The 13,437-nt window shown below is 71.3% G+C and carries 12 protein-coding genes; 4 read left to right on the top strand and 8 right to left on the bottom strand.

Annotation, left to right across the window (positions count from 1 at the left end):
* The first annotated feature begins 16 nt into the window (after positions 1-16).
* From ADL25_RS01465 to mshC, 4 genes are all read left to right on the top strand, one after another.
* Complete coding sequence (locus ADL25_RS01465; protein ID WP_059125710.1) at positions 17-703, top strand: histidine phosphatase family protein; 687 nt, start codon at positions 17-19, stop codon at positions 701-703.
* Between the two features lie 122 nt (positions 704-825).
* Positions 826-1,416 (top strand): DUF3090 domain-containing protein, encoded by a 591-nt coding sequence (locus ADL25_RS01460; RefSeq protein ID WP_059125709.1) that lies wholly within the window; start codon positions 826-828, stop codon positions 1,414-1,416.
* Entirely contained in the window at positions 1,380-2,198 is an 819-nt protein-coding gene (locus ADL25_RS01455) for an SCO1664 family protein (RefSeq protein WP_079050109.1), read from the top strand. The genes ADL25_RS01460 and ADL25_RS01455 overlap by 37 nt, the downstream gene beginning before the upstream one ends.
* A 119-nt stretch (positions 2,199-2,317) precedes the next feature.
* A complete protein-coding gene (gene mshC / locus ADL25_RS01450) occupies positions 2,318-3,547 on the top strand; it encodes a cysteine--1-D-myo-inosityl 2-amino-2-deoxy-alpha-D-glucopyranoside ligase (RefSeq protein WP_059125707.1) in 1,230 nt (409 codons plus the stop codon).
* Between the two features lie 347 nt (positions 3,548-3,894).
* Here the strand turns inward: mshC and ADL25_RS01445 are convergent, their stop codons facing one another.
* The 8 genes from ADL25_RS01445 to ADL25_RS01410 all read right to left on the bottom strand — a co-directional run bounded on the left by ADL25_RS01445 (position 3,895) and on the right by ADL25_RS01410 (position 13,259).
* A complete protein-coding gene (locus ADL25_RS01445) occupies positions 3,895-4,866 on the bottom strand; it encodes a PAC2 family protein (RefSeq protein ID WP_059125706.1) in 972 nt (323 codons plus the stop codon).
* A 183-nt stretch (positions 4,867-5,049) separates the two neighbouring features.
* A complete protein-coding gene (locus ADL25_RS01440) occupies positions 5,050-5,721 on the bottom strand; it encodes a FadR/GntR family transcriptional regulator (protein ID WP_059125705.1) in 672 nt (223 codons plus the stop codon).
* 141 nt (positions 5,722-5,862) lie between these two features.
* On the bottom strand, positions 5,863-7,164 hold the full coding sequence (locus ADL25_RS01435) for an amidohydrolase (protein WP_059125704.1): 1,302 nt from the start codon (positions 7,162-7,164) through the stop codon (positions 5,863-5,865).
* Positions 7,161-7,922 carry a nucleoside phosphorylase gene (locus ADL25_RS01430; protein ID WP_059125703.1) on the bottom strand — a complete coding sequence of 254 codons (762 nt, stop codon included), beginning with the start codon at positions 7,920-7,922 and terminating at the stop codon, positions 7,161-7,163. Before ADL25_RS01430 ends, ADL25_RS01435 begins: the two co-directional genes overlap by 4 nt.
* Positions 7,923-8,065: 143 nt before the next feature.
* Positions 8,066-9,673 carry a glycerol-3-phosphate dehydrogenase/oxidase gene (locus ADL25_RS01425; protein ID WP_059125702.1) on the bottom strand — a complete coding sequence of 536 codons (1,608 nt, stop codon included), beginning with the start codon at positions 9,671-9,673 and terminating at the stop codon, positions 8,066-8,068.
* Positions 9,674-9,679: 6 nt separating this feature from the next.
* Positions 9,680-11,218, bottom strand: coding sequence for a glycerol kinase GlpK (gene glpK, locus ADL25_RS01420; protein ID WP_059125701.1), 1,539 nt, complete (start codon positions 11,216-11,218; stop codon positions 9,680-9,682).
* Positions 11,219-11,306: 88 nt separating this feature from the next.
* Positions 11,307-12,095 (bottom strand): MIP/aquaporin family protein, encoded by a 789-nt coding sequence (locus tag ADL25_RS01415; protein ID WP_059125700.1) that lies wholly within the window; start codon positions 12,093-12,095, stop codon positions 11,307-11,309.
* Positions 12,096-12,494: 399 nt separating this feature from the next.
* Complete coding sequence (locus ADL25_RS01410; RefSeq protein WP_059125699.1) at positions 12,495-13,259, bottom strand: IclR family transcriptional regulator; 765 nt, start codon at positions 13,257-13,259, stop codon at positions 12,495-12,497.
* Between the last annotated feature and the right edge of the window lie 178 nt (positions 13,260-13,437).

The raw sequence follows: 13,437 nt of genomic DNA, 5'->3' as shown, positions 1-13,437 counted from the left end.
CTTTAGGCTGGACGCCATGCCCACGTTGATCCTCGTCCGGCACGGACGCTCCACCGCCAACACCGCGGGACTCCTCGCCGGCTGGACGCCCGGCGTCGCCCTCGACGAGCGCGGCACAGAACAGGCCGCCGCCCTGCCCGGGCGACTCGCCGCGCTGCCGCTCGCGGAGGTGGTCACCAGCCCTCTGCAACGCTGCCGGGAGACCGTCCAGCCGCTGCTCGACGCCCGTCCGGGACTGCCCGTGCACGCCGACGACCGCATCGGCGAGTGCCACTACGGCGACTGGTCCGGACGCAAGCTCGCCGAGCTGAAGGACGAGCCGCTGATGGAGGTCGTCCAGGCCCATCCGTCGGCGGCCGCTTTCCCGGGCGGTGAGTCGATGCGGGCCATGCAGACCCGGGCCGCGGAGGCGGTGCGCGAGTGGAACGACCGCATCGAGCGCGACCACGGTCCCGACGCCGTGTATGTCATGTGCTCGCACGGTGACATCATCAAATCGCTCGTCGCGGACGCACTCGGCCTTCATCTCGACCTCTTCCAGCGGATCTCCGTCGAACCGTGTTCCATCACCGCGATCCGCTACACCCGGGTGAGGCCATTTCTCGTTCGTCTCGGGGACACCGGCGATTTCACCTCTCTCGTGCCGCGTGAGGAACCCTCCGGTTCGGATGCCGCGGTCGGGGGCGGCGCGGGCGCCCCGTGATCGTCGGCCGCAGTAGGGTGAAGCGGGCGCACCAGCGCAGTAGTTGTCAGCAGCAGTAGTCAGCAACCGAAGCGGACCGGCGCGGTCAGCCGGCCCCGATCCCGATCCAATGGAGACAGGACGTGTCCCGTCAGGTGTTCCTCTACGACCCCCCGGACCGCTTCGTGGCCGGTACGGTCGGGTTGCCCGGGCGCCGTACCTTCTTCCTGCAGGCCACGTCCGGACCCCGGGTGACCAGCGTGGCCCTGGAGAAGACCCAGGTCGCGGCGCTCGCCGAGCGCATGGACGAGCTTCTCGACGAAGTCGTGCGCCGTAGCGGCGGCAGCGCGTCCGTACCGGCCGTGGCCCCCACGGAGATCTCGGACACGGCTCCGCTCGACACCCCCGTCGACGAGGAGTTCCGCGTCGGCACCATGGCACTGGCCTGGGACGGCGAGGAACAGCGCATGGTCGTCGAGGCCCAGGCACTCGTCGAGCTCGACGCAGATTCCGAGGAGGACCTGGCCGAGGCCGAGGAGCGGCTGCTCCAGGACGAGGAGAACGGGCCGCCGATGCTCCGCGTCCGGCTCACCGGCGCCCAGGCCAGGGCCTTCGCCAAACGCGCCCTCGACGTCGTCAACGCCGGCCGCCCGCCGTGCCCGCTGTGCAGTCTCCCGCTCGACCCGGAAGGACACGTATGTCCGCGCCAGAACGGATACCGCCGCGGAGCGTGACCACGGCAGAGCTGCTCGCCGAGGGCGAGCTCGCCGTGGTCGCACGCATCCGTGACGCCTCCAATGCGGCGCTGTACTGCACGGTCTCCTACGACGGGCGGGAAGCCGCCTGCATCTACAAGCCCGTCGCGGGCGAGCGGCCCCTGTGGGACTTCCCGGACGGCACACTGGCGCAGCGCGAGGTCGCGGCGTACGAGGTGTCCGAGGCGACCGGCTGGGGGCTCGTCCCGCCCACCGTGCTGCGCGAGGGGCCCTACGGCCAGGGCATGTGCCAGCTGTGGATCGAGGGGCAGCCGGATGCCGAGCTGCTCGCCCTGGTGGAGGGCGAGGAGGCGGAGGAGGGCTGGAAGGCAATCGGCCTCGCCGACGTGGGCGAGGGCAGGACCGCCCTGCTCGTGCACGCCGACGACGAGCGGCTGCGGCGACTGGCCGTCCTGGACGCCGTCATCAACAACGCCGACCGCAAGGGCGGGCATCTGCTGCCCGGCGGCGAGGGACGCCTGTACGGCATCGACCACGGGGTCACCTTCAACGCCGAGAACAAGCTGCGCACGCTGCTGTGGGGCTGGGCGGGCGAGCCGCTGACCGGGGAGGCCGTCGAGGTCCTCAAGGGCCTCAAGGAGTCCCTGGAGGAGGGTGCGGCGCTGGCCCTGCGACTGGCCGAGCTGCTGACCCCGGCGGAGGTGCAGGCCACGCGGGCGCGGGTGGCGGCGCTGCTGGAGTCGGGAAGACATCCGGAGCCCAGCGGGGAGTGGCCCGCGATTCCCTGGCCGCCGGTGTGAGAAGCGGCCGGTGCGTCTGCACGGCACGCACACGGGGAGGCTACGCGCAAGAACGCCTTCCCGGCCATCCGGCCCGGTCCGGTTCGTAGGGGGAAGTTCCGGCCGGTTACGCTCATGGCATGTATGCCTGGCCCGCTTCCGAGGTCCCCGCCCTGCCTGGTCAGGGCCGCGACCTGAGGATCCACGACACCGCGACCGGTGGTCCCGTCACCCTCGACCCCGGTCCCGTCGCCCGCATCTACGTCTGCGGCATCACCCCCTATGACGCGACCCACATGGGTCATGCGGCGACCTACAACGCGTTCGACCTCGTTCAGCGCGTGTGGCTCGACACCAAGCGGCAGGTTCACTACGTCCAGAACGTGACCGACGTCGACGACCCGCTGCTGGAGCGGGCGGAGCGCGACGGCGTCGACTGGGTCGCTCTCGCCGAGAAGGAGACGGCGCTCTTCCGCGAGGACATGACCGCCCTGCGGATGCTGCCGCCCCGCCACTACATCGGGGCGGTGGAGGCGATACCCGGCATCGTGCCGCTCGTCGAACGGCTCCGGGACGCCGGAGCCGCGTACGAACTCGACGGCGACATCTACTTCTCCGTGGAGTCGGACCCGCACTTCGGCGAGGTGTCCAACCTGGACGCCGCCGCCATGCGGCTGCTGTCCGCCGAACGCGGCGGGGACCCGGACCGCCCGGGCAAGAAGAACCCGCTCGATCCGATGCTCTGGATGGCCGCCCGCCCGGGAGAGCCGAGCTGGGACGGGGGCTCACTGGGCAACGGCCGTCCCGGCTGGCACATCGAGTGTGTCGCCATCGCCCTGGACCACCTGGGCATGGGCTTCGACGTACAGGGCGGCGGCTCCGACCTTGCCTTCCCGCACCACGAGATGGGCGCCTCGCACGCTCAGGTGCTGACCGGCGAGTACCCGATGGCCAAGGCGTACGTCCACGCGGGCATGGTCGCGCTGGACGGCGAGAAGATGTCGAAGTCCAAGGGCAACCTGGTCTTCGTGTCCCAGCTGCGGCGCGACGGCGTCGACCCGGCGGCGATCCGGCTGGCGCTGCTCGCCCACCACTACCGCTCCGACTGGGAGTGGACCGACCAGGTCCTGCGGGACGCCGAGGCACGGCTCGAGCGCTGGCGCTCCGCCGTCTCGCGGCCCGACGGGCCTCCTGCCGAGGCGCTGGTGGAGGAGATCCGCGGAGCCCTCGCGAGCGACCTGGACGCCCCGGCCGCACTCGCTGCGGTCGACCGCTGGGCGGCGCTCCAGCAGCAGAGCGGGGGCACGGACACGGGTGCGCCCGGCGTCGTCTCGCGCGCTGTGGACGCGCTGCTCGGCGTGGCGCTCTGAATCTTCCTCCGCGTCCGTGCGAGCGGCGCCGGGCGGGGCATCACCCCGCCCGGCGCCGCTCGGCGGTTTCGGCAGGCGGCCCGCCCCTTGTTCACTGCGGGGTCCGCGCCACGAGGAGCCGGTCCAACGGCCGCAGCCGCGACGGAAGTCGGGGAGGCCGGCGCAGCAACACGACGGCCGGCGCACACGCCCTCATGGCTCGGCGTCGGAGACGGACCGACCGTGTGGACCGCGATCGGCCTTCTCCTGTGCCGCATCGACCGGGGCAGCCTGGGAAATCCGGCACCTGCGACGACCGACGAGAGGGGGGCGGTGCGCCGATGCGCACCGCCCCCCTTCTAGTCCTCCTAGTCCTCCGAGGAGTCCTCGTCCTCGCCGCCGGACCGCGGTGGCTTCGGCGGACGCTGGCGCCCGCCGGGGTTGTCGAGGCGGAACGGACCGGTGTCGCCCTCCGCCGTGGCGTGCCCGCCGGGCGGGCTCACGTCCCGTCGGCGCAGATACCGCTCGAACTCGCGGGCGATGGCCTCGCCCGACGCCTCCGGCAGCTCGGCGGTGTCCCGGGCCTCCTCCAGCGTCTGCACGTACTCGGCGACTTCGCTGTCCTCGGCGGCGAGCTGATCCACGCCCAGTTGCCAGGCGCGCGCGTCCTCCGGCAGTTCACCGAGCGGGATGCGCAGGTCCAGCAGGTCCTCCAGGCGGTTGAGCAGGGCCAGCGTGGCCTTCGGGTTCGGCGGCTGCGACACGTAGTGCGGCACCGCCGCCCACAGGGACACGGCCGGGACCCCCGCGTGCGCACAGGCCTCCTGCAGCACGCCGACGATGCCGGTGGGACCCTCGTACTTGGTCTCCTCCAGGTCCATCCGGCGGGCCAGGTCCGCGTCGGACGTGGTTCCGCTGATCGGGACCGGACGCGTGTGCGGGGTGTCCCCGAGCAGGGCGCCCAGGATCACCACCAGCTCCACGCCCAGTTCGTGGGCGAAGCCCAGCAGCTCGTTGCAGAACGAGCGCCAGCGCATCGACGGTTCTATACCGCGGACCAGTACCAGGTCGCGGGGCTTCTCGCCGCCCACACGGACGACGGAGAGCCGGGTCGTGGGCCAGGTGATCTTGCGGACCCCGGCCTCCATGAACACAGTGGGGCGGTTCACCTGGAAGTCGTAGTAGTCCTCGGCGTCCAGCGCCGCGAACACATCGCCCTTCCACTCCCTGTCCAGATGCGCGACCGCGGTGGAGGCGGCGTCGCCGGCATCGTTCCAGCCCTCGAACGCGGCCACCATGACCGGGTCGATCAGCTCGGGAACCCCCTCGAGCTCGATCACCCAGTGCCTCCTTCCAACGTGCCCTCGCGTACGTCCCAACCTTACGGCGTGCGGCGGGGACGCCCGCAGCCCCCTTGCACGGGGGAGTGAACGGATCACTGCCCACTACGGCGTCGTCGAACACCCATGATCGTCGGCGGATGCCCCTCCGACCGGCCCGTCCCCGGTCCGGGCCGCGGACGGTCACAGCGTCGAGCGCAGCCACTGTTCGACGGACGCGATGTGCACGGTCGCCCATGAGCGGGCCGCCTCCGCGTCGCGGTCACGCAGGGCACCGAGGATCGCCCGGTGCTCGTGCAGAGTGCGGCTGACCGCGTCCTCCTGCGTCAGACCGCGCCAGATCCGGGCCCTGGTGGTGGGTCCGGAGAGCCCGTCCAGCAGGGAGCACAGCACCGAGTTGCCGGAGGTCTGCACGATGCCCCGGTGGAACTCCAGGTCGCAGGCGACCAGTTCCTCCACCGACGGTTCGGGGCCCAGCTTGTCCAACTGCGCCGTCAACGCGTCCAGTTGCTGCTGGCTGATACGGGCCGCCGCCATGGCGGTCGCGGCCGGCTCCAGGATGCGGCGCACCGCGAGGAACTCCAGCACGGTGTCGTCGCGGTGGAAGTCCACGACGAAGCTCAGGGCCTCCAGCAGGAGCTGGGGGTCGAGGCTCGTCACATAGGTGCCGTCGCCCTGCCGCACGTCCAGGATCCGGATCAGCGACAGGGCGCGTACGGCCTCGCGCAGGGAGTTGCGGGAGAGACCGAGCTCGGCGGCGAGCTCGCTCTCCTTCGGCAGACGGTCGCCCGGCCGCAGGGCGCCGGAGACGATCATCCCCTTGATCTTTTCGATCGCCTCATCGGTGACTGCCATGGCGGCCCTCCCTGTACGCTCAGACATCCGATGTCTCGGTCATTATGGGGGTTCAGTAGGCTGAACGGGGCAAGGAATCCCGATGTCGTCGAAGGGGCCCCGGCACCGCGGGAGACCCTGTGCCGGTACGTCGGGCCCGGCTCAGTCCAGCGCCTCGAACTCCGCCAGCGCCGCCTTCTCGTCGAGCGTCGTCAGCACTCGGTTCCGCATGAGGATCCGGCCGTCGACGACCGTGTCCCGTACGTCGGCGGACTGCGCCGCGTAAGCGAGCGCCGACCACGGGTCGTGCCGTGGCCGCAGATGCGGTCCGCCGAGATCGAGGACGATCAGATCGGCCCGTTTGCCCGTCTCCAGCGACCCCAGCAGGTCGCCGAGACCCAGCGCACGGGCGCCGTCGGCGGTCGCCATCCGCACCGCCTGCTCGGCCCCGACCGCGGTCGGGTCCCCGGCCGCCTTGTGCACCAGGGCCGCCTGCCGTACCGCGCCGAGCACGTCCAGCGTGTTCGAGCTCACCGCTCCGTCCGTGCCGAGACCCACGGTCACCCCCGCGTCCAGCAGCCGCGGCACAGGCGCGATCCCGCAGCCCAGCTTGAGGTTGGACACCGGGCAGTGCGCCACCGAGGTACCCGTGCGGCCCAGCGCCGTGATCTCCGGACCGGTCAGGTCGACGGCGTGGGCCAGCAGCAGATCGGGGCCGAGCAGACCGAGCGAGTCGAGCAGTTCCACCGGGCGCTTGCCGTAGCGCTGCTCGACGGTTTCGACCTCGGCCGCGTTCTCCGCGGCGTGGATGTGCAGCAGCGCCCCGAACTCACGCGCAAGCGCGGCGATCTCGACGAGCTGCTCGGGCCCGAGGGTGTACGCCGAGTGGGCGAAGAGCACGGGCCGCGTCCCCGGCCGGTCCGCTGTCCGCGCGGCCAGGTCACGGCGCGCCCACTCCAGGCGCTCCCCGTACGGCCGGCCGTCGGGGGAGCCGGGGACGTCCATGAAGGTCGGCCCGGTCAGCAGCCGCCAGCCCGCCTCCCGCGCCACCCGCTCCGCCGCCTCGTGGAACCAGTACATGTCGAGGGCCGAGGTCACCCCGGCGCGCACGCTCTCGGCGATCGCCGCGCGCACCGCCACCGCGATGTTCCCCGGCGACAGCAGCTCCGCCTCCCAGCGCAGCACACGCTCCAGGAAGCCCTGGAGGGTGACGTCGTCGGCGCGGCCCCGCAGCAGCGTCATCGCCAGATGGGTGTGCGCGTTGACCAGGCCCGGCAGGACCAGGCAGCCCGCGGAGTCGACGTCCTCGTCCGCGCTGTAGCGCTCCCGCAGCCGTTCGGCCGGGCCGACCTCGACGATCGCGCCTTCACGCACGGCGACGGCGCCCTGAGGTACGACGGTTCCGGTGGCGTCGACGGTCAGGACGTCGCCGCCGTGCACCAGCAGATCGATGCGCTCGCTCATCGCGCGTTCCCCTCCTCGAGCAGCCGCAGCGCCTCCAGTGCCACTACCGCCCCGCGTTCCACACCCCGCGCGACCACATCCCGGTGCGGGTCGTAGCCGCCCGTGGAGAAAGCCGCCTTCTCGTCGGTCAGTTCATCGGCGTTGACGCCGTCCACGACCAGCACGCCGCCCGCGACCCGCCCGCGCAGGGATGCGGTGACCAGCAGCGCGGACAGCTCCATCTCGATCGCCGCGAGACCGGCCCGTTCGTACGCGTCCAGGGGGATCAGCCCCGGCTGGAAGGCCGCCCGGGTCCACACGATCCCGCGGTGGTGCGGCGCACCCGCCTCACGGGCTGCGCGCTGCAGGGCGAGGACCGCCTCGGGCGCCGCGACCGCCGGGTACTCGGGGGGCAGCAGCTGGCCGGTCACACCGTCGTCGCGCACGGCCGCCTCCGCGATCACCAGATCCCCGTCGGCGATCCCCGCCTTCATCGCGCCCGCCGTGCCGAGACGGACGAGGGTGTGAATCCCGGCGTCCGTCAGTTCCTGGAAGAGCAGGATCGCGCCCGGCGCGCCCACACCGTGCGAGGCCACCGTCACCGGCAGTCCCTTCCAGCTCCCCGTGAACACCCGGTACTCACGGTGGTAGGAGACCTCGGCGGCGTCCTCGAGCAGCGCGGCGACCGTCGCCGCACGCGCCGGGTCGCCCACGAGAACGGCGTACGGCGGCAGCCCGGTGTTGGGGATGCGGGTGACGGGCGACAGGGTCTGCGTCATGAGGCGACTCCAGCGGATCGGCGAGTGCGGGGGGAGCGGTGCACGGCGGGCGCGCACCGCGCACTCGGACACCGTACGCAAGCGGGACGCCGGGACATGAGCGAGGGGCGGCCCCCTGGGGGCCGCCCCTCGGCTCGGGTCGCCTACCGCTTGTCGAGCAGGTTCTGGACCTGCCCGCGCACCTCGTCCGTGGCCAGGCCGCGGATCGTCAGAGTGGTGCGCCGGCGCAGCACATCGTCCACCGTCTCGGCCCACTCGTGATCGCGGGCGTAGACGACCTGCGCCCAGATCTCGGGGGCGTCCGGGTGCACGCGCTCGCCCAGCTCCGGGTTCTCGTTGGCCAGCCGGGCGATGTCGAAGGCCAGCGAACCGTAGTGGGTCGCCAGGTGCTTGGCGGTGTCGGGCGCCATGCGCGGACCGGGCGCCGGACCGTCGACGACCAGCCGGTGGGCGACCGCGCGCGGGTTGGCGATGCCGGGCAGCGGCAGCCGCTTCGGCAGCGTGGAGATCGGCTCGAAGTCGTCGCCGAGCGGGCGGCCCGGCAGCGCCTCCAGCTTCTTCATGACCGTGCGGCCGATGTGCCGGAACGTGGTCCACTTGCCGCCCGCGACGGACAGCATGCCGCCCCTGCCCTCGGTGACGACGGTCTCGCGCTTGGCCTTGGCGGTGTCGCCGGGGCCGCCGGGAAGCACCCGAAGACCGGCGAAGGAGTAGGTGATCAGATCGCGCTGGAGCTGCTGGTCGCGGACCGAGAAGGCCGCCTCGTCGAGGATCTGCGCGATGTCCTTCTCGCCCACGGAGACCTCGGCCGGATCGCCCTCGTACTGCTCGTCGGTGGTGCCGAGCAGCAGCATGTCCTCCCAGGGGAGGGCGAAGGTGATGCGGTACTTGTCGATCGGCGTGGCCAGTGCCGCCTTCCAGGGCGAGGTGCGCTTGAGCACCAGGTGCACCCCCTTGGACAGGCGTATGGAGGGCGCCGCCTTCGGGTCCTCCATTCTGCGCAGGTGGTCGACCCAGGGGCCGGTCGCGTTGAGCACCAGTCGCGCGTCGACCCCGAACTCGTCGCCGGACTGGCCGTCCCTCAGATCGGCGCCGGTCACCCGTCCCTTGGTGAAGCGCAGTCCGGTGACGACGGCGTGGTTGAGGACGACGGCACCCGCCTCGACGGCCGCGCGGACCGTCATCAGCGCCATGCGCGCGTCGTTCATCTGGTCGTCGCCGTAGACGGCGACGGCCTTGAGGTTCTCGGTGCGGAGCTCCGGCACGTCCTGCTGCGCCCTGGCCGGCGACAGCAGGTGGCCGACGCCGTCACCGAACGCCGACAGCGCGGAGTAGGCGAAGACGCCCGCCCCGAGCTTCGCCGCGCCGTGCGGCCCGCCCTTGTACACGGGGAGGTAGAACGTGAGCGGATTCGCCAGATGGGGGGCCACCTGACGGGAGACCGCACGGCGCTCGAAGTGGTTCTCCGCCACGAGCTTCACCGCGCCGGTCTGCAGATAGCGCAGTCCGCCGTGGAGAAGCTTGGAGGAGGCGGACGAGGTGGCGCCGGCGAAGTCGCCGGCGTCCACCAGCGCCACCCGCAGGCCCGACTGCGCAGCATGCCAGGCAGTGGAGATGCCCAGGATTCCGCCGCCGATCACCAGGAGGTCGAATGTCGCCCTGGACAATTGTTCCCTGGTCTCGGCGCGGCTCGGGTTGGAGCCGAAGGCCGGGTGCGTCCCCAGAGCCGGGACACTCTGCAGGGTGGTCATCGCTGTCTACTCCTCGTGTTCGATCCAGCCCATGGTCCGCTCGACGGCCTTGAGCCAGTTCTTGTACTCACGGTCGCGGGTCTCCGCGTCCATGTGGGGCGTCCACTCGGCGGCGCGGCGCCAGTTGGCGCGCAGGTCGTCGGTGCTGTTCCAGAAGCCGACGGCGAGACCGGCGGCGTAGGCGGCGCCGAGGCAGGTGGTCTCGGCGACCATCGGGCGTACCACCGGCGCGTCCAGGACGTCCGCGAGTGTCTGCATCAGCAGGTTGTTGGACGTCATGCCGCCGTCGACCTTCAGGGTCGACAGCTCCACGCCCGAGTCCTTGGTCATGGCGTCCGCGATCTCGCGGGTCTGCCAGGCGGTCGCCTCCAGGACGGCACGCGCGAGGTGTGCCTTGGTGACGTAACGGGTCAGGCCGGCGATCACACCGCGGGCGTCGGAGCGCCAGTACGGGGCGAACAGGCCGGAGAAGGCCGGCACGAAGTACGCGCCGCCGTTGTCCTCGACCGAGAGCGCGAGGGTCTCGATCTCGGCGGCGGTCTTGACCAGGCCCATCTGGTCGCGCATCCACTGCACGAGGGAGCCGGTGACCGCGATCGAACCCTCCAGGGCGTAGACCGGCTTCTGGTCGCCGATCTGGTAGCCGACCGTGGTCAGCAGGCCCGAGTAGGAGTTGATGAGCTTGTCACCGGTGTTCATCACCATGAAGGTGCCGGTGCCGTAGGTGGACTTGGTCTCGCCCTCGGAGAAGCAGGTCTGGCCGAACAGGGCGGCCTGCTGGTCGCCCAGCGCGGAGGCGACCGGGATGCCGCCGAGCAGCTCGCCGAGGCGTCCGCCGGTGATTTCGCCGTACACCTCGGCGGACGAGCGGATCTCGGGCAGCATCGTCAGCGGCACGCCGATGGACTCGGCGATCTTCTCGTCCCACTGCATGGTGTGCAGGTTCATCAGCAGCGTGCGGGAGGCGTTGGTCACGTCGGTGACGTGGCGGCCGCCGTCGACACCGCCCGTCAGGTTCCAGATGACCCAGGTGTCCATCGTGCCGAAGAGGATGTCGCCCGCCGCGGCGCGCTCGCGCAGACCCTCGACGTTGTCGAGCAGCCAGCGGGCCTTGGGACCGGCGAAGTAGGAGGCCAGCGGCAGACCGGTCTCGCGGCGGAAGCGGTCCTGGCCGACGTTGCGGCCGAGCTCCTTGCAGAGCGCGTCCGTGCGGGTGTCCTGCCAGACGATGGCGTTGTGGACGGGCTCACCGGTGTTCTTGTCCCACAGCACGGTGGTCTCGCGCTGGTTGGTGATGCCGATGGCCTTGATGTCGTCCCGGGTGATGCCGGCCTTCTCGATGGCTCCGGCGACGACCTCCTGGACGTTGGTCCAGATCTCGGTGGCGTTGTGCTCGACCCAGCCCGGCTTGGGGAAGATCTGCTCGTGCTCCTTCTGGTCGACGGAGACGATGCGGCCGTCCCGGTCGAAGACGATGCAGCGCGAGGACGTGGTGCCCTGGTCGATGGCGGCGATGAAGGGGCCGGCGGTGTGTGCGTCGGTCACGGTGTGCTCCTGGGATGTCCGTGGATAAGAGGGGCTGTCTTTACGGCGCGCGGTGCTGAGAGGCGATGTCCGGAGAAGATCAGTTCTCTCAGGCGAAGGCGACGTTGTATATGCCTGCGGCGATCGCGCCGCCGACCAGCGGGCCGACGACCGGGATCCAGGCGTAGCCCCAGTCGGAGCCGCCCTTGTTGGGCAGGGGAAGGAGAGCGTGGACGATGCGCGGACCCAGGTCGCGGGCCGGGTTGATCGCGTAGCCGGTCGGGCCGCCGAGCGAGAGGCCGATGGAGACGACCACCAGCGCGGTGATCAAGGCACCCAGGTTGCCGAGACCGTTGCCCTTGTCGTTGAGGCCCTGCGTGAGCACGGCGAGGACCAGCACGATGGTGCCGATGACCTCCGTGGCGAGGTTCATCACCGCGTTGCGGATCTCGGGACCGGTGGAGAAGATGCCGAGCACCGGACCCGCCTGGGCCTCCTGGGCCTCGACGGCCTTGGTGTCCTGAGCGCCCGGGCCCCCGACGACCTCTCTGTCGGTGAGGTGGGCCTGGAACTGGCCGTAGTAGACGACCCAGACCAGGGCCGCACCGATCATCGCGCCGAGCAGCTGTCCGGCCCAGTAGACCGGGACGTTGCTCCAGTCGCCGTCCTTGATGGCGAGAGCGAGTGTCACCGCCGGGTTGAGGTGGGCACCGGAGAGAGGTGCCGAGGTGTAGACCGCCGTCAGAACGGCGAAGCCCCACCCGAAAGCGATGGCGAGCCAGCCGGCGTTACGGGCCTTGGAGGCCTTCAGCGTCACTGCGGCGCAGACGCCGCCGCCGAGCAGGATGAGTATGGCGGTACCGATGGTCTCGCCGATGAAGATGTCGGAGCTGGACACCCGCGACTCCTTTGTCCTTCGTCCAGGGGAAGGCGAACCCCGGGTCCCTCCGGTGGTCCGCGCCCTCGGGGGTGAGAGCGATGCCGGCCCTTGGCGTTGTCACACTCTAGCGCTTATTGCCGGTAGGTGTTCGACAATGCCGACCGTTGGACGGGAGTCTCGCTTCAGGTTCGGCGACGCGTCAAGAGTTCGGTAATCGAAAGCAGGATCGTTATTGATCGCCTGGGGTTATCGATCTTGTGCGGGCGTGAACCGCGTACGGGCGTGCACCATCCGTGGCCGTACGAGCGCCGGCGTGAGGTCCGTCGGTGATGCCGGCGCCGGGGGGTGCCGCGGGGGTGTCCGGACATGCCGAGTGGCCGGCACGGCGTCGCCGTGCCGGCCGGGCGTGCGCGCGGGTCAGAACCTTCCGGCGCCCAGGTCCCGGGAGACCGCGCGGGCGCAGTCCCGGACCGCCGCGACCAGCTCGGGACGCAGTTCCCCGTCCCGGCACACACGCTCCACCGCGCCCGTGATGCCCACCGCGCCCACCGGCATCCGCCGCCGGTCGTGGATGGGCGCGGCGACCGAGGCGACCCCGGTCCACGTCTCCTCGACGTCGGCCGCGTATCCGCGCGCCCGCGTCAGGTCGAGCAGGTGCTCGAAGTCCTCCGGTTCGCAGACGGTGCGGTCGGTGAAGGGCTTGCGGTCCGCCTCCAGCACCTCGCTGTGGGCCACCGGGTCGTACGCCGAGAGGACCTTGCCGAGGGCGGTGGAGTGCAGCGGCTGCATCGCCCCGATCTCCAGCACCTGCCGGCTGTCGTCGGGCCGGAACACGTGGTGCACGATCAGCACGCCCTGCTGGTGCAGCACGCCCAGATAGACGCTCTCCCCGCTCGAGCGGGCCAGGTCGTCCGTCCACACCAGGGCGCGCGCCCGCAGCTCGTGGACGTCCAGGTAGGTCGTGCCGAGGCGCAGCAGCTCGGCGCCCAGCTGGTAGCGGCCCGAGGCCGTGTCCTGCTCGACGAACCCCTCCTGCTGGAGCGTGCGGAGTATGCCGTGGGCCGTGCCCTTGGCCAGGCCCAGCGACGAGGCGATGTCCGACAGGCCGAGCCGTCGCTCGCCGCCCGCGAGGAGCCGCAGCATCGCGGCCGCCCGTTCGAGCGACTGGATGTTCCGTGCCATCGCCGTCCTGCCCTCCGTCCGATCAACCGCCGGCGTCATTCGTGTGCTGCCGTTCGGCAATGCCGAACACTACCGGTCGATGCCGACCTCCCGCTAATGGCAGGACGCCATCCGTTCGGGCGGAATCTCCGCAGTGATCATGGCGAGCCACGCCCGTCCGCCCCCTGGACGCCTCTGA

Source organism: Streptomyces sp. NRRL F-5122, assembly GCF_001507435.1.
Taxonomy (GTDB): domain Bacteria; phylum Actinomycetota; class Actinomycetes; order Streptomycetales; family Streptomycetaceae; genus Streptomyces; species Streptomyces lannensis.
Note: the sequence above shows the minus strand (reverse complement) of the source record. Positions and strands in the feature narration are given on the sequence as shown.

Bases quoted from the DNA above. Each gene is read 5' to 3' on its own strand.
- ADL25_RS01440 (WP_059125705.1), bottom strand. From the start codon at position 5,721: ATGGCAGTCACCGATGAGGCGATCGAAAAGATCAAGGGGATGATCGTC.
- ADL25_RS01435 (WP_059125704.1), bottom strand. From the start codon at position 7,164: ATGAGCGAGCGCATCGATCTGCTGGTGCACGGCGGCGACGTCCTGACC.
- ADL25_RS01465 (WP_059125710.1), top strand. From the start codon at position 17: ATGCCCACGTTGATCCTCGTCCGGCACGGACGCTCCACCGCCAACACC.
- mshC (WP_059125707.1), top strand. From the start codon at position 2,318: ATGTATGCCTGGCCCGCTTCCGAGGTCCCCGCCCTGCCTGGTCAGGGC.
- ADL25_RS01425 (WP_059125702.1), bottom strand. From the start codon at position 9,673: ATGACCACCCTGCAGAGTGTCCCGGCTCTGGGGACGCACCCGGCCTTC.
- ADL25_RS01410 (WP_059125699.1), bottom strand. From the start codon at position 13,259: ATGGCACGGAACATCCAGTCGCTCGAACGGGCGGCCGCGATGCTGCGG.
- ADL25_RS01455 (WP_079050109.1), top strand. From the start codon at position 1,380: ATGTCCGCGCCAGAACGGATACCGCCGCGGAGCGTGACCACGGCAGAG.
- ADL25_RS01430 (WP_059125703.1), bottom strand. From the start codon at position 7,922: ATGACGCAGACCCTGTCGCCCGTCACCCGCATCCCCAACACCGGGCTG.